The sequence below is a fragment of the Stenotrophomonas sp. WZN-1 genome (assembly GCF_002192255.1).
Classification (GTDB): domain Bacteria; phylum Pseudomonadota; class Gammaproteobacteria; order Xanthomonadales; family Xanthomonadaceae; genus Stenotrophomonas.
The window spans coordinates 593882-613908 of sequence record NZ_CP021768.1 but is presented as its reverse complement, the minus strand read 5'-3'; the positions used below and the strand labels follow the sequence as shown (position 1 = coordinate 613908).

Here is a 20027-nt window from a genome sequence, read left to right as displayed (position 1 = left end):
ATTTCAAGATGAACGTGTTGGTTACTGGAGGAACCGGCTTCATCGGCTCCCACACTAGTGTGGAGCTGCTGGCATGCGGGCATGAAGTGACAATCCTGGACAACCTCGTCAACAGCGGTGTCGAGGTACTTGCCAGCATCGAAACCATCTCGAGGAAGGTGCCTGCTTTCGTCCAGGGAGACGTCCGCGACCGAGCGTTGCTGGAGCGTGTGATCCGCGAGCACTCCATCGACTCGGTCATCCACTTCGCCGCATTGAAGTCCGTCGGTGAATCCTGGGAACGCCCGCTCGACTACTTCGACAACAACGTAACCGGCACGATCTCGCTTCTTCAGGCCATGCAGGCCTGCGGTGTAGACAGGTTCGTATTCAGTTCGTCGGCCACCGTCTACGGCGAGGCAGATCAGTGTCCCATCCCGGAGTCGGCCAATACCCGCACCACCAACCCCTACGGGCGATCCAAGCTGATCTGCGAGCACATGCTCGAAGATCTCGCGACGTCCACCCCAAGCTTCAGCGTTGCCTCACTGCGCTACTTCAACCCGGTGGGCGCCCATCCCTCCGGATTGATTGGCGAGGCGCCCCACGGTATTCCCAACAACCTGATGCCCTACATCTCGCAGGTCGCAAGCGGGAAGCGCGAGTATCTGCGGGTCTTCGGCAGCGACTATGCGACCGTTGATGGCACGGGCGTGCGTGATTACATCCACGTGGTCGACCTCGCGCAGGCGCATGTCAAGGCGCTCGAGTTCCTCGCGCGCAACGAACGCAGCATCACCGTCAACCTGGGCACCGGCCAAGGTCATAGCGTACTGGAAGTGGTTGCGGCCTTCGAGCGCGCCAGCGGCCGCCAGATCCCGCTCAGGATCGTCGAACGCCGCACGGGTGATGTTGCCTCGTGTTTTGCCGATCCATCCGTTGCCCGTGAGCTCCTTGGATGGACGCCATCGCTGGGCCTTGACCAGATGTGCATCGACGCTTGGCGATGGCAGATGCGGGTCGACTCCATGAAGGCGTGAATGGTCGATGCTGCCCACTACCCTCCATGACGTAACAGCAATCATCACCTTCCATCGCGAGGCGCTGTTGGCTCACAAGAGTCTTCTTTCGCTGCAGCGCTGCCGGATGGCTGCAAGCAGCGCAGGCATCTCGCTGGAAGTCGTCGCGACCCTGGATCGCGCAGACGAGGAAACCACGCGCATCGTCCATTCTCACCTCGCCAACGGGTGCGTGGACCGCGTCCTGCATCTGGATTGCGGAGATCTGGGGCTGTCACGCAACCAAGCTGTGCTCGCCTCGTCCGGCGCGCGAATCCTGATCTGCGATGGGGACGACTACCTATCCGCCGATTTCCTCATCCGCTGCCATCAGCGCGCAGAAGCGCTTCCCGGATCAGCCATCCTCCATCCCGAACTGATCGTGACGTTCGAGGCAGAGACCGGCTTGTGGTGGCAGACCGGCAGCGACGCGGTGGACTTCGATCCAGCCTGCATGCTTACCGTCAACCCTTGGAACGCCTGCAGTTTCGCGCGCCGCGAGATCTACCTCGAGCTGCCCTATGCGAAAGCGCGTCCAGGCGAGTCGGGTTTCGGGTTCGAAGACTGGCACTGGAACTGCGAGACCTATGCCCGGGGGCATGCTCACGTCATTGCCGAGCGGACAGTCCACTACGTCAGGAAAAAGCGCTCTGGCTCGTTGAACAATGCGCATGCCAGCCAGAATGCGCTCATTCCTCCAACACGCTTGTTCGATCTGCAATGAGCAATATCCGCCATTTTCTCCGGGACGCCTACACCCTCACGGACCGGCTGTTGTTGACCAGGTTGCCGGAAAGCGCGAGAAGCTCCCTGGTTTCATGGCTTCTTGTATGTGCCCGGTGGATTCATCCATCAGGACACTGGCCAACCTCTGCGGCGTCATTGCTGGTTCGTCGAACATTGCGAGCACCGCAGAAGCATATGCAGATGCTGCCCAGCTGGGCGGTTCAGGATCTGCGCGACCTCTCGGTCACAGTCGACCCCCTGCTCGCCCCGGAGATAGTTCTCGATCAACGTCCACAGGCATTCCTGACCCCCGTGCACTGGACGCAGGCGGGTCATGCCTATGAACAGTTGCGGCGCAGCATCGGCAACCGACAGTTTGATACGGTTCTGCTGATTCCATGGCTCAAGCGGGGGGGAGCCGATCTTGGCGCTCTACACCACGCCCGAGCATTGCACGAGGCATTCGGCCAACGCGTCCTGGTACTTGCGACTGAGCCCGGCGACTCTCCCTGGGCCAACCGTCTGGATGACGCCACGCCCTTTGTGGAATGCGGCCACTTACTGGCAACGCTGAGCCTTCCCCATGGTGAGCCTGAGGTCGTGCTGGCACGACTTCTTGTCCAGCTGGCCCCCACCAGGATCCATATCATCAATTCACATACCGGGTGGCGGATGCTGCAGCGATTTGGCAAGGCTATCCGGCAGAGAACACGAGTGTTCGCCTCCCTGTACTGCGATGAGTTCGAAGCGGATGGTCGCCGTACCGGTCTTGCCCAGCAATTCCTGCCCACGTGTCTCCCGTGGTTGGATGCGGTCATCACCGACAACGCTGCGTCACCGACCGCATGGCGCGACTCGATCGGCGTCGATCCATCGCTGTTTCAAGTGGTTCATTTCCCCGCACCGGAAGTACCATCATTGCCCCCCAACCGGAGCATCAACCCGAAGCGTCTGCTCTGGGCCAGCCGCCTTGAACGCCAGAAACGTCCGGATCTCGTTGTGGAACTCGCGTCCTCGATGCCGGAGTTTCACTGGGATGTCCATGGCGCAGCACTGTCCGTGGATGACGAAAACCTGCGTCGGCTGAAAGCGCTGAGCAACGTGAGCATTCGCGGCAGCTATGAGCGGTTCTCGGACATTGTTGGTCCGGAGCACTTGGCGTACATCTACACCAGCTGCTGGGATGGTCTTCCGAACGTGTTGCTCGAAGCAACGGCATCCGGCATTCCGGTGATTGCGCCGCAGATTGGCGGCATCAGCGACTTGATTCCGACAGACATGCTGGTCCCGGCCAACGCTTCCGCGGTGGACTATTCTGTAGCAGTACGCAACCTGATGGATCCCGCTACCCGGGCGGAGTGGATCCAGATACAGTCGAACGCCGTCAGCAGCTTCACCTGGGAAAGGTTCGTCGCGTCATTGCAGCAGATTCCGGGCTACGCGCACTGACGCCGCTTCGCACCAACCCGGATCACGAACTCAGCTGATCTTGCGTGCAACCACCAGCCTGCTTCCACCAATGGGAAACCGGATGCCGGACTTGATCAGGCCCCGCTCCACGGCCATCACGCCCAGCAGCAGTTGATTGAGGATCCGGGGCAGACGCATCTCCGCATTGGCGTCCTGCTCCGGTACATCCTTCCTGGAGAGTCGCGACGCGAGCATCATCGGCAGCAGCAGACTGACAAAAGACGTCTCCAGTTCTACCTGGAAGCCCGAACGAATCAGCTTCTCCCGCAACTCACCGGTACGGTAGCGCCGCACATGACAGGCGTGCTCATCAATACTGCTCCACAGCCACTGATGCTGCGGCACGGTAAAGATAGCGGCGCCCCCAGCCACCAGCGCACGATGTATTTCAGAGAGGACAGACTCATCCTCTTCAATATGTTCAAGGACATCGAATGCACCGATGACATCGAATTCAGTGTCGAACGGGACACGCCGCGCGTCCATCTGGAACAGATCCGCCGATGCCATCCGCCGCGCAGCGAAGGGCAGGCCAGCGCTGAGGATCTCGCTGCCGGCAATCCTCGCTCCGGGAAATGCTTGGGCAATCCCATCGAGAACGAAGCCGGTTCCGCAGCCTATCTCCAGGAAGCTACGCAGATCCGGAAAATGGCGGCGCAACGCCCAGACAAGCAGCTGATTGCGCGCCCGGAACCAGAAGCTGCCTGATTCCAGACTGGCGAGCTCTGCAAACACTTCCGGCCTGTACCCACTTGTCGAAATGGCGTATTCAGAGGCGAACGCTGGCCAGCCATCGATGATTGGAGGCTCGAAGCTGCATTCAGGACAAACCCACTCCGATGCGTCATATGCGAAAGAACACCTTATACACCGCTTCATGCCATGTCTCTCCGAGCCATAGGGACAGAATGCGTCGGCACTCGGCCGAGGTATTCAATACTGATGTAGTTTTCCCGCCAGAATCAAGTTCCCGAACGCCCTGCCTTGCCGCCCCCCCCCCCCCGAGCAGCCGGGAGGCTGGAGCTGCCGTGTTCCTCCCGGCGCGCTGCCAGCCGGGAACATGGCGAGGCAACCGTCCTGCAAGGCATTCGACCGGGCCGTCAGCACGCACGGTTGCAGGACGTTGGCGAAGTGTCAGCCTCTCCGCAAGCCGCGGAGGTACTTGCCCAACCGCAATCTGACCGGGGCAGGGATGGGCAACTTGCCAGCGACACGCCGCGCGGCTTCAAATAGCCCCACTTCTCCCTGTGCATCGAAGCGGCGCGTCTTCATGAATCGATTGACCACGCGAACAGGCAACGTCCACTTCCAGGATCGGCTCTGCATGACCTCCTGTAGCACAGCAGTGGCGTTCCGCTCCGCTTGGTTTGCACGCAACCAGTTTGCATGCTCATGCTCGGCCTGTTGCCTGTACTGCCGAGCCTCCGCACCGACATGTGTAAGGCGCTGGCCGTAAACAGCCAGTCGATCTTCGAGGGATTTCCTGTCCCCATCCACGGCAGCCCGCTCTCCCTGCGCATCTCCAAGTTCAGCGTTAAGACGCGAAACGTCCTCCTGTAGCCCAAGCACGGCAGCCCAGCTTTCATTCAAGCGGGTTTCAAGCCGCGGTTCGCCCTTGAAGCAAAATGAACGATGCTCGGTCTCATTGCCCAACGCATCCCATTGCATGGCGTTGTCTACGGGAGGCAGTTCACCCAGACGGGATTCCAGAAGGTTAGCCCACGCCACCCGTTCCTGCAGATTCCCGGTGTGGTCCACCGTCGGCATCTGCTCAAGGAAGGCTTCGAAGGTCCCTTCTACTCCCAACGCTTTGCGCTTCTGGTCGTAATAAGGGTTGCTGCTTCGTAACCAGCAGGGAATGCCGTTGAGCTGAAGCCACATGGTTACATGATAGGAACAGACATATCCGTACTCACCCTTCAACAGCATGGGCGGCATCGCATCGCCCCCCTTCATGATGAAGGACACCAACATGATCGTATTCAGATCAACGAAGGGGAGCCCACCCTCCAACCGCTTGACGGTCTCGATCGAGTCAACCACTTCTTCCCGTGCATCTTGGAATGCCTGGAAAAGCACAAGGTCACGAGTACCGGATCGCCTGGAAAGCACGTCCATGTGCGCGGAGATCTCTTCGATCTCGGCACTGTTTCCGGTGTAACCGGAAGAATTGAGGTGAAGGAAGGCACCGGTGTCAGCCCGCGAGGGAGTGAGCACCCGCGACAATTCATTCAAAGGCTCAACCGCATCGTCGAACGAGTAACGCGCCTGCACGCCTAACGACTGCATGGTCTGCAGCGAGTCGCGGTCACGAGCACCGATAAGTTGAGGTTGGAATGCAACGCAATGCTGCTGGACAACTTCCGCGAAACCCTTGGAGATCTGCTGCCCCGAAATAAAGTAGGACACACCAGGCAGATTGCGCAGAAAGAACTCCGTCACCTGCAGTACGAAGCCTCCCCACATTTCATTGAGGAACCCGCCGCCGTACAACTGCACACATGCAACATTGCGCAGCGACCGGATGCGCGCAAGACCCAGCTTCGCCGCCCTATCATCATTTAGTGGCGCCGAGGACACGAACATCTGTGCATCGACGCCATATGACTGGCGAAGCGAACCCACGCCCACGTGGCGTGAGATGGCATCCAGAGAAAGCACCGAAACAACCGAAAGTGCGGAAGACCGCTTGACCCGATTGATACTTCCCATGTGCTGGAGAAGATCACCGAAATTGCCATAGCCGAAATCACTGCCGATCAGGATCGCCTTGCTTTCCCCGGAGGCCAGGACATCGATACTGTGCGGATCCGCATAGAAGTGGAGGTGTTGCATTAGACAACCTTGCTACTATTCTCAGGGGCCAGACATAGCACGTCACGAACATGACCGGCAAAAGCACCGGCGCCATGGCGTGTCTCAATCAGACTGCGGCATGCCTCAGACATCCTCTGCCAATCCGTACCCTCCGTGTATAGCGAGAGGACGGCCTGAACATAGGCGTCAGCCAAAGCGGCATCGTCATGCATGGACGGAATCAGGCGCCCAGTCACGTCATCCTTTACTACTTCGCTGATTCCGCCGACATCTGGCGCGATGATAGGCAGCCCCGCCCCCGCCATTTCAAGCAGGATATTGGGAAGCCCATCAAAGGAGCTTGTGTAGAGGAAGGCATCGTATTCGCCCAAAGGCAGCTCACTGAACGAGCTGAATCCACCACGATACCGGATCCGGCCCTGACCCTGGCCAAATACGTGCTTGGCGTTCACTCCCGGATCAGCCGTGCCAAAAGCGTCAATTTTCACATCCAGGCCTTGAGCTGCCAACCGCTCCGATATAGCGGATAGCAGCTCGGGGCGCTTTTCCGGAGCCACCCGCGACGCCCACAGCAGCTTTCTGCGCGTCCCGAGACGGCCCGAGGATCCGTCAATTGCGGCCGAACTCACGTCACAGCGTGCGTAGATGGGGCTGTAGGAAGGCAGCGGCCCGAGAAAACTGCGATCGGCCGCGACGATCGCCTCGCAGTCGGTCAGCACCCGCCAGAAACCGGGAAGATGCCTGCGAAGGACACCCATGCCCCAAGGGCCTCGCAGAACCGTGTCTCGCCAACGATACGTGGCGTCGCTGAAGCGGTAGTAGACAATGCGGAACAGGCGCGTCAACACCGGCGCATACGCATCCAGCAGCCGGTGGGCAAATGGAGACGACTTCACGTGCAGCCTTGCATCCCCCTCACGAATGGCCAGCAGCATCCTGATGGTCAATGCATCCTGATCGGTGCTGTCCAGGTGGGGGAATGCATTGCAGATGTCGATGAATACCGAGCCCTTGGGAAGCTTGGCAACCCAGTCGTGGCGCTTCGCGGCCTGACCGGCAATCACAAGAATCCGCGCTTCAGGCTGCTGAGCGGCGATCTCATGAAGCACCTGCAGAATGTACTTCTCCGCACCACCAGCGATGAGCCAGGGCAACAGCACGATGTCCGTGAAGCGGCCTCTGCCGATCATCCCGTAGAGGTGCTCCAGCTGCATTCCCCAATGCTCGGGGTTCCACGGCATCGGGCTGTAGCTGCCCGCAGCCTCGACCCGATGCGGTTCAATTTCCGGCTCCAGCTGGATGGCTTCCCAAAGCGATTCCTGCAGAGACGCCGATTCCATGAACAGGCGCGTGTTGTCCTGGGCGAAGATCGCCTTCCGATCAGCCAACAGCGCGTTCCAGTCACCGGCCCGGCGACGACTCTCCCGCATGTCTGCGAGAAACACCTCCGGATCGAACAGTCGACTATGGGGAATCAGCCGGACCGACGCCGCATTGGCCTGGCGTAGCAGGCTCCCTGGCCGCTGGCGATAGAAGATCACCGTATCTGGCGCTACGATCATGTCGTAGCCAGCTGCCCGCAGTTGGCAATTGAAGTACCAGTCTTCGTATGCAAACCCCGTAGTGACGCGCAGATCATCGTACTTCAGCGACTCGAATGCAGAACGGCGAACGAAGATCCGCGAAACATAGGGGTGCTGGAATGCAAAGTCGCCTGCAGTCAGGAACTTTGAATCAACATAGCGCACATTGTGGTACTGCTCACCGAACGCGCACAGGTACTCGAGGAAGACGGCAACCTCGGCGCGGTCATGCCCGCGCGCCGCCGCGAGCAACGCCACAATGGCGTTGGACGAAACGAGATCGTCGGCGTCGGAGGTCCATACATACTCACCGTCAGCACGCTCGATGCCTGCATTGCGGGCCAGACCCAGCGAACCAACGTCGACGTCGACCTCCTTGACGGCGACGAAAACGGAAAGATCGTGCGCCCGGAAAACCTCCCGGGTTGCGTCATCGGCGCGGTCGAACACCGCGACAAGCTCCACGATGACACCTTCATCCCGGGCCTTGGCTGCACATTGCACCAGCGACTTGAGAGTGGGCACGAGGTAGAGCGCTTCCCTGTGCATATTCAACACCACGCTCACATCAATCATCAGTAACTCACCTTGAAGGGCATCTTGAACTTGAACCACATGGGCTGATCCACATCCGCCATTACATCGAACACGGCAGCCAACTCATCCGCATAGATGGTCACATTGTCACTGCGATCCCAGCGGCTGACCTGATTAACTCGAAGCGCGATGGAATAGGACTGGCCACCACGCAACTGATTGCAGGAGGTGAAACGCACCCTCAACAATTGTCCAGCAACAACATCGATACCTTTGCGCTGCGAATTGAAGATGCTCTCGCCGGTAAGGTCCTGACCGAACTGGTCCTTGATCAGGAAACCCACACTGATGTTCTTCAAATCCTTGTAGAACCGTACATCCACGGCCAGTGCGAGGTCCTCCCCCTGCTCGATCTTCCGGCACGGACGGCCGTCCGCGTCCACCAGCCCGACCTGCTCGATGCGCAGCACAGCGCCATCCGCAAGCTCCTCGTCCGACGAAGTCGCGCCATCCGCATCGACCGGAGATGTCTGCGCCATTCGTTCAATTTCCGCAGCGGGCGCATGATCCGGCAGACCATCCACCGTCACATCGTTGGCCTCCAGAATGATCTTGTTGTGCTCGACGAACACATCATTCATGTAGGCATTGGTCACCTCGGTGACATTTCCCTGCATCTTGAGGGTACCACCATCGATCCAGATGGCGTAATCACAAAGTGCCCGCACTGCGTCGATGGAGTGACTGACGAAGAGCACGGTGCAACCGCTTTCCATGAGCTTGCGCATTCGCGCCATGCTCTTGTGCTGGAACCAGGCGTCACCAACGCTGAGCGTCTCATCAACAATGAGGATGTCTGGATCGACATGGATGGCTACAGAAAATGCCAGTCGCGCGAACATGCCGCTCGAATAGGTCTTGACCGGCTGGCTGACATGATCGCCGATGTCGGCAAAGCTGATGATCTTGTCCAGCTTGCCGTCAACTTCCTTGCGGGTCAGGCCCAGCAGCTGGGCGTTCATGTAGATGTTTTCGATACCCGTGAACTCGGGATTGAACCCCGAGCCGAGCTCCAGCAGAGCCGAGACGCGACCAGCGACCCTAGCCTCGCCAGACGTCGCCGCCAAGGTACCGCAGATGATCTGCAGCAGCGTCGATTTGCCCGCGCCGTTCTTGCCAAGGATGCCGTACACCTGCCCCTTGGGAATCTTGAACGACACGTCCCGAAGAGCCCAGAACTCCCGGTAGAAACGCCGCTCGTCATTGCCCAGCAGCATCTGCATCAAACGGTCGCGGGGCTTGTCGTAAATCTGGTAGCACTTGCTGAGGCTCTCCGCCTCAATGGCGTTTTCAGATGACATCGGCGAAACCCTTTCTGGTCTTCTGGAACCATGCAAAGCCCAGTACCGCGACCGCAATGGAAACACCCATCATCTTCAGCCACATGCCCCAATGCATACTGCCGTGCCAGATGAGGAGCTCGCGGGACTGTTCAATGAAGTAAGTGATCGGACTGATGTACAGATAGGGCCGAAATTCCTCCGGCATCGCAACTGCCGGGAAGAACACGGGCGACATGAACATGAGCGCGGTCGTGACGACCACGATCACCTGGCCAACGTCACGCAGGTAGACCCCCAGCGACGCAAGGAACCATGACACGCCAACGCACAGGATCAGCAACGGCACCATCACGATCGGCAACCAAAGCGCCTGCACCGAGGGGATACCAAACAGGATCAGATAGAACAACACCCAGACCACCATGCTGATGGCAAAGTGGAACAGCGCCGCACCCAACGACACCACCGGGAGAATCTCCAGGGGAAAGATCACCTTTTTCACGTAGTTCGCATTGGACAGGATGAGCGACGGCGCCCGATTGATGCATTCAGAAAACAGCCCGAAGATCATCATGCCCACGAACAGGACCACCGCGAACTCAGTTTTCGAGCCAGACCCCCCAGCCCAACGCGCACGAAACACGACGCTGAAGACAAAGGTGTACACAACCAGCATGAGCACTGGGGTAAAGAACGACCACAAGAGCCCCATGACCGATCCACGATAGCGCCCGATCACTTCCCGCTTCACCATCTCCAGGATCAGCGTTCGATAGTGGAAGATGGAGCGCAGCGCCGTGATCGGCGCCATGCTCATCGCTTGATTTGAGTTGAACATGCTTGGACTTCCTGGGTTCATGCTTTGCCTGCCCCTTTTGATGGACAGGTCGATAGAGCGCTGGGCGCGACCTCGGTCAGCCGCCCAGTGCCCTTTCCAGATCCACCTGCAGATCCCTCAGCTCCTCAACACCCACGCTCAGCCGCACCAGTGCATCACTGATCCCCAGCTGCTCCCGCCGCGCGACCGGGATCGAAGCATGGGTCATCACCGCCGGGTGGTTGACCAGGCTTTCCACACCGCCCAGCGACTCGGCCAGGGTAAACAGCTCGGTCTTCTCGCAGAAGCGCTTGGCCGCGTCGAAACCGCCCTTCAGCACGATCGAGACGATGCCGCCGTAGCCGGCCATCTGCTTGCCGGCCAGCTCATGCTGCGGGTGCGAGGCCAGGCCCGGGTAGATCACCTTCTCCACCGCCGGGTGCTTTTCCAGCCACTGGGCCAGCGCCAGCGCGTTGGCGCAGTGCGCCTTCATGCGCAGCGGCAGGGTCTTCAGGCCACGCAGGGCCAGGAAGCTGTCGAACGGGCCCTGCACGCCACCCACCGAGTTCTGCAGGAAGGCCATCTGTTCGGCCAGTTCGGCGTTGTCGCCGACCACGACCATGCCGCCGACCATGTCCGAGTGGCCATTGAGGTACTTGGTGGCCGAATGCAGGACCAGGTCCGCGCCCAGCTCCAGCGGACGCTGCAGCATCGGCGAGGCGAAGGTGTTGTCGACCACCACGATCAGGCCATGGCGCTTGGCGATGGCGGCGACCGCGGCGATGTCGACGATCTTCAGCATCGGGTTGGTCGGGGTCTCGATCCACACCATCTTCGTCTTCGGCGTGATGGAGGCTTCAAACGCCGCCAGATCGGTCAGGTCGACAAAGCTGAAATCCAGCCCGGCGGTGCGGCGACGCACGCGCTCGAACAGCCGGAAGCTGCCGCCGTAGATGTCATCCATCGCCACCACGTGGCTGCCGGCGTCCAGCAGCTCGATCACGGTCGAGCTGGCCGCCATGCCCGAGGCGAAGGCGAAGCCGCGGGTGCCGCCTTCCAGCGACGCCACGCAGCGCTCATAGGCAAAGCGGGTCGGGTTGTGCGTGCGCGAGTACTCGAAGCCCTGGTGCTCGCCCGGGCTGGACTGGGCATAGGTCGAGGTGGCGTAGATCGGCGGCATCACCGCGCCGGTGCTGGGGTCGGGCGACTGGCCGCCATGGATGGCCAGCGTGGCCAGGGCCAGCGCGCGGTCCGGGGAAGAAGCGTTGGACATGTCGTTTCCTGATTGGCGCCGATGACCGGCGCCGTCGAAGGAGCGGGAGTCTATCAGCGCGGCCTTAACGAGCTTTGACGCGGATAAACCGGGATTCAGCAGCGATCTGCGGCGATAAACGCCTTACTGAACGCGCCGACGCAGGTAATTCAGCAGGTCGATGCGGGTGATCAGGCCGAGGAAGGTGTCGCCGTCCATCACGATCGCCACCTGGCCGCGGTCGAACACCGGCAGCAGGGCCTCGATCGGCGACTTCACGTCCAGCCGGTCCAGCTTGCTGACCATCGCGGTGGCCACCGGGTCGCGGAAGCGCGCTTCGTCGCCATAGACGTGCAGCAGCACGTCGCTTTCGTCGACGATGCCGACCAGCTGGTCACCCTCCATCACCGGCAGCTGCGACACGTCGTACAGCTTCATGCGCTGGTAGGCGGTGGTCAGCAGGTCGTTCGGGCCGATCACCACGGTGTCGCGCTGGCCATACGGGCGCAGGATCAGGTCGCGCAGGTCGCCGTGCTGCGGGCGCTGCAGGAAACCGTTGTCCAGCATCCAGTAGTCGTTGTACATCTTCGACAGATACTTGTTGCCAGTGTCCGGCACCAGCACCAGCACCTTCTTCGGCGTGGTCTGCTCGCGGCAGTACTTCAGGCCGGCGGCCAGCAGTGTGCCGGTGGACGAACCGCCCAGGATGCCTTCCTTGCCCAGCAGCTCGCGCGCGGTGTGGAAGCTCTCGGCATCGCTGATGGCATAAGCCTTCTTGACGCGGCTGAAATCGGAAATCGACGGCAGGAAGTCCTCGCCGATGCCTTCCACCAGCCAGCTGCCCGACTTGTCGTTGAGATTGCCGTCGTTGATGTACTCGGCCAGGATCGAGCCGACCGGATCGGCCAGCACCAGTTCGGTCTTCGGCGACAGCTTGGCGAAGGCGCGTGACAGGCCGGTCATGGTGCCGGAGCTGCCGCAGCCGAACACGATGGCATCAAGGTCGCCGCCCATCTGCTCGAGGATTTCCGGGCCGGTGCCGAATTCATGCGCGGCCGGGTTGTCCGGGTTGCCGAACTGGTTGATGAAGTAGGCGCCCGGGGTCTGCTCGGCGATGGTCTTGGCCAGGTCCTGGTAGTACTCGGGGTGGCCCTTGGCGACGTCCGAACGGGTCAGGCGCACTTCGGCGCCCATCGCCTTCAGGTTGAAGATCTTTTCCCGGCTCATCTTGTCCGGAACGACCAGAATGAGCTGGTAGCCCTTCTGCTGGGCCACCAGCGCCAGGCCCAGGCCGGTGTTGCCGGCCGTGCCCTCGACCAGGGTCGCGCCCGGCTTCAGGTCGCCCCGCTGCTCCGCCGCCTCGATCATCGACAGGCCGATGCGATCCTTGATCGATCCGCCCGGGTTGGCACTCTCCAGCTTCAGGTAGAGCTCGCAGACACCGGTGTCCAGGCGCTGGGCCTTGACGATCGGGGTCTGGCCGATGAGTTCGAGGACGGAAGAATGGATGGGCATTCGGAGGACTTTCGATTCGCGCCACGCAGGGCCGGACCGATGATTATCCGACGGATGGCGCTGAATGTCAGGTCGGTACGGGCATGCCACCCACCTGCCGCCAAAAGGGATGCGGGCGGCCCCGGATCGACGAGGAGACCGGTACCGCCCGCATCGGTGAGTTGTGCCTGCAGGCCAAGGCACCACCGCCTGTGGTGCCTTGGCGCGGCCGCCTCATCGGCGGTGCCGCGATGCCGGGGCAGGAGCGCCCGGCGGGGCCATCGATGGCCGGGTCACGCCGTTCCGGGCGCGACGGGGTGCGTCAAAGCGTGGGGGACGTCGTTGGGAGCGGTGTTTCGTACATTCGCAGAAGTCGTTGCTTGGCCAGCAGCTTCTCACGCTTCATGCGACCCAGGGTGACATCATCGATCGGGAGTACACCCAACTCCGCGTCCATGCACTTCTTGTTCAACTTGCGGTGCTGGTCATGGAGTGCCCTGAACTCCGGATCACGCGCGCGACGGGCGTCGATCTCGCTCTGGGGCTGATCTTCAAACATGATGGACCTCCTTCGACAGATACACGAACGCCCCGGCCGCAAGGCACGGGGCGTTGTTCATGGAGGAGCGCCGGTCGATGGCCACCTGGACGCCTGCAACGACCTGCGGCACTGGCCTGCGCACGTCGATCTGCTGCGGTTCGCGCCCTGCTTGCATCGGCCCGGCCCTCCCATCGTCCGGTCCGCAGCATTGCGTCCCGGACGATTGACCCTACGCCTGCTCAAGGCGGGGTACAAGACCCCTGCGTCAAAAAGACCGAACCCCGCCGGGGCGGGGTTCAGGCTGAATGCTCATCGCAACGAAAAACAAACAATATCAAGCAATTACGGGGCGATGATGACCTCGGCCGAGCGTGCCCGGGTAGACGCAGCCTTCTTGCCACTGAGCTGGATCCGGTTGCTGGCGACACCGGCTGCAACGAGGGCGTCGCGCAGCGCTTCGGCGCGCTTCTGACCGACCCCGTTGGCGCTGTCGTAGGCCTCGATGCGCAGGCGGCCCTTCTTGCCGATGTTCAAGTACTCGGCCAGCGCCTTGGCCTGGTTGCGGGCCCCACCGGACAGGCTGGAAGCGCCTGCGGCGAATGCGTCGCCATTGAAGGTGAAGACTTCGCCTCGGCCATCGAACTTCGAACCCGGCAGCTTCTGCCCGGACACCAGCTCGGCTTCCTCGCGGGCCAGCTTGGCGGCGTTCTGCTGGGCGGCGCTGAGGCGCTGCTGCTGCTTGCCGGCCACGCTGGTCAGGGCGTTCTCGGCGTCCTGGCGGGCCAGGGTTTCGGCCTCGGCGGCCTGGCGCAGGCGCTCCGCCTCCTCGGCCTGCATCTGCGCCTGCATTCTCAGCTGCTCGGCTTCCTGGCGGGCGCGGGCGGCATCGCGGCGGCTGGCCTCGATCAGCAGGTCGCTGCGGGTGCGCTCCAGGCGGTCGACCTCGCGCGCGGCCAGTGCGGTACGCACGGCAGTCTCGGCGATCTCCACCCGGCGCTCGGCCAGGTAGGTGGCCAGCTCCTGGTCGCGGCGCTTGGCCTTGTCCAGGGTGGCGATGGCCTGCTGCGCCTGCATGCGCTCGAAGGCACCCAGCTCAGCGGTGTCGGGATTGGCCTGAATGGCCATCAGCCGCTGGCTCAACTGCGCCACCATCGGGTTGTCGGCGGCCACGGCCAGGGGCGGCAGCGCCAGAAGCGCGGCCAGGGTTGCGGCGGTCATCGGCTTCACCGGCGGTCCTCCCCGGTCGACAGCTGGCGTTGCAGCTGGTTGACCTCGTTGCGGCGCAGCTGCAGCTGCGCGGTGACGGTGGCTTCCTCGCTGCGGACGCGAGCCAGGTCGGCATCGGCGGCGGCGCGCAGGGCCATCGCCGGGGCGTTCTTGCGCTCGCGGCGGTCGCCGGCGGCACGCTGGGCCTGCTCCAGCCCCTGCCGGGCCAGTCCGATCAGGTCCGGGGCGTACTGGTCGGCATCGGCCTGGGTGGCCTTGTCGACCGCCTGCCGGGCCTGCGCCAGTTCCAGGGCAGCGTCCTGCGCCCAGGCGGGGGCAGACAGTGCGAATGCAAACGCCATCACATACAGGCCATGGCGCATTCGTGCGAAGCTAAGTCGTTTCATTGGGGAGGCCGTACCGGTTGTCGGTTCACGGCCATTGTCGTCAAGCCGACACCGTGCTGGCAACGGGCGTCGGCCGTTTCGTTGGGGAAAATTCGCAATGGATATCGGCTACTTCCTGAAGCTGATGACCGAAAAGAACGCTTCGGACATGTTTCTGACCACCGGGGCACCGGTCTACATCAAGATCGAGGGGAAGCTTTATCCGCTGGGCAACACCGGCCTGCCACCGGGCATGGTCAAGAAGATCGCCTACTCGCTGATGGACGAAGGCCAGGTGCCACAGTTCGAGCGCGAGCTGGAGCTCAACATGGCCATCGCCCTGCCCGATGCCGGGCGCTTCCGCGTCAATGTGTTCAAGCAGCGGGGCGAGGTCGGCATGGTCATCCGCGCCATCCGCAGCCGGATTCCGAGCATCGAGGAGCTGAACCTGCCGCAGGTGCTGAAGGACGTCATCATGACCCCGCGCGGGCTGGTGCTGGTGGTGGGGTCCACCGGTTCCGGCAAGTCCACCTCGCTGGCGTCGATGATCGACCACCGCAACAGCACCACCACCGGTCACATCCTCACCATCGAGGATCCGATCGAGTACCTGCACAAGCACAAGATGTCGATCGTCAACCAGCGCGAGGTCGGGCTGGACACCCATGCCTTCCACAACGCACTGAAGAACGCGATGCGCGAAGCGCCGGACGTGATCCTGATCGGCGAAATCCTGGATGCGGAAACGATGGAGGCGGCGATCGCCTTCGCCGAGACCGGCCACCTGTGCCTGGCCACCCTGCACTCCAACAACGCCGACCAGACCATCGAGCGCATCCTCAACTTCTTCCCGGAAAGCGCGCACAAGAACGTGCTGATGAACCTGGCGCTGAACCTGCGTGCGGTGATCAGCCAGCGCCTGGTGAAGAACAAGGAGGGCCGTCGCCTGCCGGCCACCGAGGTGCTGATCAACACGCCGATGATCCGCGACCTGCTGCGTCGCGGCCAGGTGCACGAGATCAAGGCGGCGATGGAAGGCTCGCTGGAAGAAGGCATGGAGAGCTTCGACCAGTGCCTGTTCCGGCTGGCCAAGGCGGGCATCATCGAGCAGGAGGAAGCGCTGCGCGCGGCCGACTCTCGCGATGGCCTGGCCCTGAAGTTCCGCCTGTCCGAGGGCAGCAGCGGCGAGCACGACCCGTACGCCGATTTCTCGGCGGGCGCACCCAGCATCACCCACGGCTTCTGACCGCACGAGAAAGGGGACGGAGGGGATTAAGTCGTATATGCACTTGCGACGTCGCTCCCTCCGCCCCCTCTTCTGAAGCGTTCAGGGGCGGTCTCATCCAATGAGACCGCTCATCCGTAGGTTTCCTCAATGGAAACCATCCGCAAGCTGGCCATCCTGGCCGACGCCGCCAAATACGACGCCTCCTGCGCCTCCAGCGGCTCGGGCAAGCGCGATTCGCGCGCCAGTGGCGGTATCGGCAGCACCGAGGGCATGGGCATCTGCCACAGCTACACGCCCGATGGCCGCTGCGTTTCATTGCTGAAGATCCTGCTGACCAACTTCTGCATCTACGACTGCGCCTATTGCGTGAACCGGGTTTCCAGCAACGTGCCCCGTGCACGTTTCAGCGTGGAGGAGGTGGTCACGCTCACCCTGGACTTCTACAAGCGCAACTACATCGAGGGCCTGTTCCTGTCCAGCGGCATCATCCGCAATGCGGACTACACCATGGAACAGATGGTGGAAGTGGCCCGGCAGCTGCGCGAAGAACACCGCTACGCCGGCTACATCCACCTCAAGACCATTCCCGAGTCCTCGCCGGAACTGCTGGCCAGTGCCGGGCGCTATGCCGACCGCCTGTCCATCAACGTGGAACTGCCCACCGAAGCCGGCCTGAGCGCCTTGGCGCCGGAAAAGACGGTGCATTCGATCCGTGGCGCGATGGGCGAACTGCGCTGGCGCATCGAGGAGGCCAAGGAAGCTCGCAATGCCCCTGCAGCGGTGGCACCGACGGCCAGCCGCAGCGCTCGCCCGCGCCCTCCCCGTTTTGCACCGGCCGGGCAGAGCACCCAGATGATCGTCGGCGCGGACGGGGCAAACGACCAGCAGATCCTGGCCAGCGCCGACAGCCTGTACGGCAACTACCGCATGCGCCGGGTCTACTACTCCGCGTTCAGCCCGATTCCGGACGCCAGCCGGCAGCTGCCACTGCAGCCGCCACCGCTGCAGCGCGAACATCGCCTTTACCAGGCTGACTGGCTGCTGCGCTTCTACGGCTACGGCGTGGATGAGATTACCGATACCACCCAGGACGGCATGCTCGATCTGGATATCGACCCGAAGATGGCCTGGGCGATCCGCCATCCCGAGCGCTTTCCGGTCGATCTGAACCGGGCACCGAAGGAAATGCTGCTGCGCGTGCCCGGCCTCGGCGTGCGCAACGTCAAGCGCGTGCTGATGGCACGCCGCCACGGTCGCCTGCGGGTAGCCGATGTGGCACGCCTGAAGGCGCCCATGAGCAAGTTGCTGCCCTTCGTGCAACTGGCCGACCATCATCCGCGCAAGGCGCTGGACGATCCGGCGGCGCTACGCGCGCAGCTGGCCCCGCCCCCGCGACAGGGTTCGCTGTTCGATGCACCGTCCGCGGCCTGACGCGCAGCGCTGGTCGCTGCGGGTGGATCCGCCATGGTCGCTGGAGGCCTGGCGCAACGGTGCGCGTGAAGCCCTGCTGCGCGGCGTCGCGCCGGAGCAGCTGGACTGGCTGGAGAGCAGCGACGCATCACTGCTGGATGCGCCCGCGGTCACCTCGGCGCCCGTGCAGGCCGATGCTGGCGCACCGAACGTACCGCGCGACTTCCTGGAGCTGGCGGCCACCTGCCTGTGTCATCGCGACGGGCAGCGCATGGCCCTCCTGTACCGGTTGCTGTGGCGCATCACCCATGGCGAACGCTCGGTGCTGTCAAACCCCGCCGATGCCGACCTACTGCGGGCGATGGCCATGACCCAGGCGGTCCGCCGTGACACGCACAAGATGAAGGCGTTCGTGCGCTTCCGCGAGGTGCCTGGCCAGCCTGATGCGTTCATCGCCTGGTTCGAGCCACAGCACCACATTGTCGATCGGGTCGCGCCCTTCTTCGCGCGCCGCTTCACCGGCATGCGCTGGGCGATCCTAACGCCTTCGCGCAGCGTCGCCTGGGATGGGCAGGCGCTTGCCTTCGGCCCCGGCGCACGGCGCGAGGACGCCCCGCCCGAGGACGCACGCGAGTCGCTGTGGCAGACCTACTACGCGAGCATCTTCAATCCGGCACGGCTCAACACACGGATGATGATGCAGGAGATGCCGGCAAAGTACTGGCGCCACCTGCCTGAAGCACAATTGCTGCCACGCCTGGTGAGGGACGCGTCCGACCGCGTGCAGGAAATGCATGACCGTCCCGCGCAGGCACCGCAACGCCGGATTCCCCTGCGAGCGAACGCTGCGACATCGGCGACCGATTCCAGCAGCCTGGAGAATCTGCGCGGACAGGCCAGTGCCTGCCGCCAGTGCCCGCTTTGGGAGCAGGCCACGCAGACCGTGTTCGGGCAAGGGCCGGCAGGCGCCGAGGTGATGCTGGTCGGAGAACAGCCTGGCGATACCGAGGACCTGCGCGGACAGCCGTTCGCAGGACCTGCCGGCCAGGTGCTGGACCGCGCACTGGCGGAACTGGGAATCGATCGCGCCCAGCTGTACCTCACCAACGCGGTGAAGCACTTCCACCATGAACGGCGCGGCAAGGTGCGGCTGCACAAGCGGCCGGAGAGCCGCCACGTCCAGGCATGCCGCCCTTGGCTGATGGGTGAGATCGCACGTGTGCGGCCCCAGGTGATCGTGTGCCTCGGCGCCACTGCGGCAGCTTCGGTATTCGGTCGTGATTTCGACCTCTCACGCGACCGCGGACGCTGGCACACCCTCGAGGACGGCACGCGCGGCTACGCCACGGTGCACCCGGCATGGGTGTTGCGGCAGACCAACGATGCCCGCCGCGAGGATGCCTACCGGTTGTTCCGCGATGACCTGGCCCGATTGCGGCAGAAAGGGGACGGAGGGGATTAAGTCGTAAGTGCATATACGACTTAATCCCCTCCGCCCCCTCTACTTTCAGGTGGCGTCGGGCTGGTTTTCCGGGCGGGCGCGGTCGAAGGCGTCCACTGCCTGGCACGCCGCTTCGATGCGGCGCAGGGTCGGGTACGGCGCCAGGTCCAGGCCGAAACGATGCGCGTTGTACAGCTGCGGCAGCAGGCAGATGTCCGCCAGCCCGGGACGGTCGCCGTGGCAGAAGGTGCCGGTGTCCGTGCTGCTGGCCAGCAGGGCTTCCATCGCAGCAAAGCCCTCGGCGATCCAATGCAGCGTCCACTGCGTGCGGGCGTCGGCCGGCAGTTGCAGGGTGCGCTCCAGGTACTGCATCACCCGCAGGTTGTTGATCGGGTGGATGTCGCAGGCCACCAGCTGGGCCAGCGCCCGCACCCGCGCGCGGCCAGCAGCGTCGGCCGGCAGCAGCGGCACCTGCGGGAAGCGCTCGTCCAGGTACTCAAGGATCGCCAGCGACTGGGTAAGCGCATGCCCGTCATGCAGCAGGGTGGGCACCAGCTGCTGCGGATTGAGCGCACGATAGGCGTCCAGGTGTTGTTCGCCGCCCTCGCGCACCAGGTGCACCGGCCGCGCGCCCCAGGCCAGGCCCTTCAGCTCCAGGCCGATGCGCACGCGGTAGGCGGCGCTGGATCGCCAGTAGGTGTACAGCACGATGCCGTCGTCGACCGGGATCTCCATCGCC

The 20027-nt window shown here is 62.8% G+C and carries 17 protein-coding genes; 6 read left to right on the top strand and 11 right to left on the bottom strand.

What is annotated here, in order from left to right; genetic code table 11:
* The first annotated feature begins 8 nt into the window (after positions 1-8).
* The 3 genes from galE (at position 9) to CCR98_RS02810 (ending at position 3212) form a co-directional block, all read left to right on the top strand.
* Positions 9-1019, top strand: a complete 1011-nt coding sequence (gene galE, locus CCR98_RS02820; protein WP_087921446.1) for a UDP-glucose 4-epimerase GalE — start codon at positions 9-11, stop codon at positions 1017-1019.
* A gap of 7 nt (positions 1020-1026) precedes the next feature.
* Entirely contained in the window at positions 1027-1761 is a 735-nt protein-coding gene (locus CCR98_RS02815; RefSeq protein ID WP_087921445.1) for a glycosyltransferase family A protein, read from the top strand.
* A 197-nt stretch (positions 1762-1958) separates the two neighbouring features.
* Entirely contained in the window at positions 1959-3212 is a 1254-nt protein-coding gene (locus tag CCR98_RS02810; protein WP_157721498.1) for a glycosyltransferase family 4 protein, read from the top strand.
* Positions 3213-3242: 30 nt separating this feature from the next.
* Here CCR98_RS02810 and CCR98_RS02805 read toward each other — a convergent pair whose 3' ends face one another.
* The 10 genes from CCR98_RS02805 to CCR98_RS02760 all read right to left on the bottom strand — a co-directional run bounded on the left by CCR98_RS02805 (position 3243) and on the right by CCR98_RS02760 (position 15206).
* Positions 3243-3968 carry a class I SAM-dependent methyltransferase gene (locus tag CCR98_RS02805; protein WP_198361054.1) on the bottom strand — a complete coding sequence of 242 codons (726 nt, stop codon included), beginning with the start codon at positions 3966-3968 and terminating at the stop codon, positions 3243-3245.
* A 399-nt stretch (positions 3969-4367) separates the two neighbouring features.
* A complete protein-coding gene (locus tag CCR98_RS02800) occupies positions 4368-6068 on the bottom strand; it encodes a hypothetical protein (RefSeq protein ID WP_087921442.1) in 1701 nt (566 codons plus the stop codon).
* Complete coding sequence (locus tag CCR98_RS02795) at positions 6068-8209, bottom strand: glycosyltransferase (protein ID WP_087921441.1); 2142 nt, start codon at positions 8207-8209, stop codon at positions 6068-6070. Before CCR98_RS02795 ends, CCR98_RS02800 begins: the two co-directional genes overlap by 1 nt.
* Positions 8209-9531, bottom strand: coding sequence for an ABC transporter ATP-binding protein (locus CCR98_RS02790; protein WP_087921440.1), 1323 nt, complete (start codon positions 9529-9531; stop codon positions 8209-8211). Before CCR98_RS02790 ends, CCR98_RS02795 begins: the two co-directional genes overlap by 1 nt.
* Entirely contained in the window at positions 9521-10351 is an 831-nt protein-coding gene (locus CCR98_RS02785) for an ABC transporter permease (protein ID WP_232463077.1), read from the bottom strand. Before CCR98_RS02785 ends, CCR98_RS02790 begins: the two co-directional genes overlap by 11 nt.
* A 76-nt stretch (positions 10352-10427) precedes the next feature.
* Complete coding sequence (locus tag CCR98_RS02780) at positions 10428-11603, bottom strand: cystathionine gamma-synthase (RefSeq protein ID WP_087921439.1); 1176 nt, start codon at positions 11601-11603, stop codon at positions 10428-10430.
* 123 nt (positions 11604-11726) lie between these two features.
* Positions 11727-13097 carry a pyridoxal-phosphate dependent enzyme gene (locus tag CCR98_RS02775; protein ID WP_087921438.1) on the bottom strand — a complete coding sequence of 457 codons (1371 nt, stop codon included), beginning with the start codon at positions 13095-13097 and terminating at the stop codon, positions 11727-11729.
* 301 nt (positions 13098-13398) lie between these two features.
* Positions 13399-13635: a YdcH family protein gene (locus CCR98_RS02770; protein WP_005407964.1), complete on the bottom strand. Its 237-nt coding sequence runs from the start codon at positions 13633-13635 to the stop codon at positions 13399-13401.
* A 324-nt stretch (positions 13636-13959) separates the two neighbouring features.
* On the bottom strand, positions 13960-14844 hold the full coding sequence (locus CCR98_RS02765) for an OmpA family protein (protein WP_087921437.1): 885 nt from the start codon (positions 14842-14844) through the stop codon (positions 13960-13962).
* Positions 14841-15206 carry a DUF4398 domain-containing protein gene (locus tag CCR98_RS02760; RefSeq protein ID WP_005415160.1) on the bottom strand — a complete coding sequence of 122 codons (366 nt, stop codon included), beginning with the start codon at positions 15204-15206 and terminating at the stop codon, positions 14841-14843. Before CCR98_RS02760 ends, CCR98_RS02765 begins: the two co-directional genes overlap by 4 nt.
* Before the next feature lie 121 nt (positions 15207-15327).
* Here CCR98_RS02760 and CCR98_RS02755 point away from each other — a divergent pair, with 121 nt between their 5' ends.
* The 3 genes from CCR98_RS02755 to CCR98_RS02745 all read left to right on the top strand — a co-directional run bounded on the left by CCR98_RS02755 (position 15328) and on the right by CCR98_RS02745 (position 19309).
* Positions 15328-16455, top strand: a complete 1128-nt coding sequence (locus CCR98_RS02755) for a PilT/PilU family type 4a pilus ATPase (protein WP_014645840.1) — start codon at positions 15328-15330, stop codon at positions 16453-16455.
* 129 nt (positions 16456-16584) lie between these two features.
* On the top strand, positions 16585-17868 hold the full coding sequence (locus CCR98_RS02750) for a putative DNA modification/repair radical SAM protein (RefSeq protein WP_087921436.1): 1284 nt from the start codon (positions 16585-16587) through the stop codon (positions 17866-17868).
* Positions 17849-19309 (top strand): UdgX family uracil-DNA binding protein, encoded by a 1461-nt coding sequence (locus CCR98_RS02745; RefSeq protein ID WP_087921435.1) that lies wholly within the window; start codon positions 17849-17851, stop codon positions 19307-19309. The genes CCR98_RS02750 and CCR98_RS02745 overlap by 20 nt, the downstream gene beginning before the upstream one ends.
* 45 nt (positions 19310-19354) lie before the next feature.
* Here the strand turns inward: CCR98_RS02745 and maiA are convergent, their stop codons facing one another.
* Positions 19355-20023 (bottom strand): maleylacetoacetate isomerase, encoded by a 669-nt coding sequence (gene maiA / locus CCR98_RS02740; RefSeq protein WP_087921434.1) that lies wholly within the window; start codon positions 20021-20023, stop codon positions 19355-19357.
* Positions 20024-20027: the final 4 nt, after the last annotated feature.

What these genes read in the sequence shown, in the direction of transcription:
- CCR98_RS02770 (WP_005407964.1), bottom strand. Translation starts at nt 13,635, where the DNA reads ATGTTTGAAGATCAGCCCCAGAGCGAGATCGACGCCCGTCGCGCGCGT.
- CCR98_RS02755 (WP_014645840.1), top strand. Translation starts at nt 15,328, where the DNA reads ATGGATATCGGCTACTTCCTGAAGCTGATGACCGAAAAGAACGCTTCG.
- CCR98_RS02750 (WP_087921436.1), top strand. Translation starts at nt 16,585, where the DNA reads ATGGAAACCATCCGCAAGCTGGCCATCCTGGCCGACGCCGCCAAATAC.
- CCR98_RS02795 (WP_087921441.1), bottom strand. Translation starts at nt 8,209, where the DNA reads ATGATTGATGTGAGCGTGGTGTTGAATATGCACAGGGAAGCGCTCTAC.
- maiA (WP_087921434.1), bottom strand. Translation starts at nt 20,023, where the DNA reads ATGGAGATCCCGGTCGACGACGGCATCGTGCTGTACACCTACTGGCGA.
- CCR98_RS02810 (WP_157721498.1), top strand. Translation starts at nt 1,959, where the DNA reads ATGCAGATGCTGCCCAGCTGGGCGGTTCAGGATCTGCGCGACCTCTCG.
- CCR98_RS02745 (WP_087921435.1), top strand. Translation starts at nt 17,849, where the DNA reads ATGCACCGTCCGCGGCCTGACGCGCAGCGCTGGTCGCTGCGGGTGGAT.
- CCR98_RS02815 (WP_087921445.1), top strand. Translation starts at nt 1,027, where the DNA reads ATGCTGCCCACTACCCTCCATGACGTAACAGCAATCATCACCTTCCAT.
- CCR98_RS02775 (WP_087921438.1), bottom strand. Translation starts at nt 13,097, where the DNA reads ATGCCCATCCATTCTTCCGTCCTCGAACTCATCGGCCAGACCCCGATC.
- galE (WP_087921446.1), top strand. Translation starts at nt 9, where the DNA reads ATGAACGTGTTGGTTACTGGAGGAACCGGCTTCATCGGCTCCCACACT.
- CCR98_RS02790 (WP_087921440.1), bottom strand. Translation starts at nt 9,531, where the DNA reads ATGTCATCTGAAAACGCCATTGAGGCGGAGAGCCTCAGCAAGTGCTAC.
- CCR98_RS02800 (WP_087921442.1), bottom strand. Translation starts at nt 6,068, where the DNA reads ATGCAACACCTCCACTTCTATGCGGATCCGCACAGTATCGATGTCCTG.
- CCR98_RS02785 (WP_232463077.1), bottom strand. Translation starts at nt 10,351, where the DNA reads ATGTTCAACTCAAATCAAGCGATGAGCATGGCGCCGATCACGGCGCTG.
- CCR98_RS02780 (WP_087921439.1), bottom strand. Translation starts at nt 11,603, where the DNA reads ATGTCCAACGCTTCTTCCCCGGACCGCGCGCTGGCCCTGGCCACGCTG.
- CCR98_RS02760 (WP_005415160.1), bottom strand. Translation starts at nt 15,206, where the DNA reads ATGCGCCATGGCCTGTATGTGATGGCGTTTGCATTCGCACTGTCTGCC.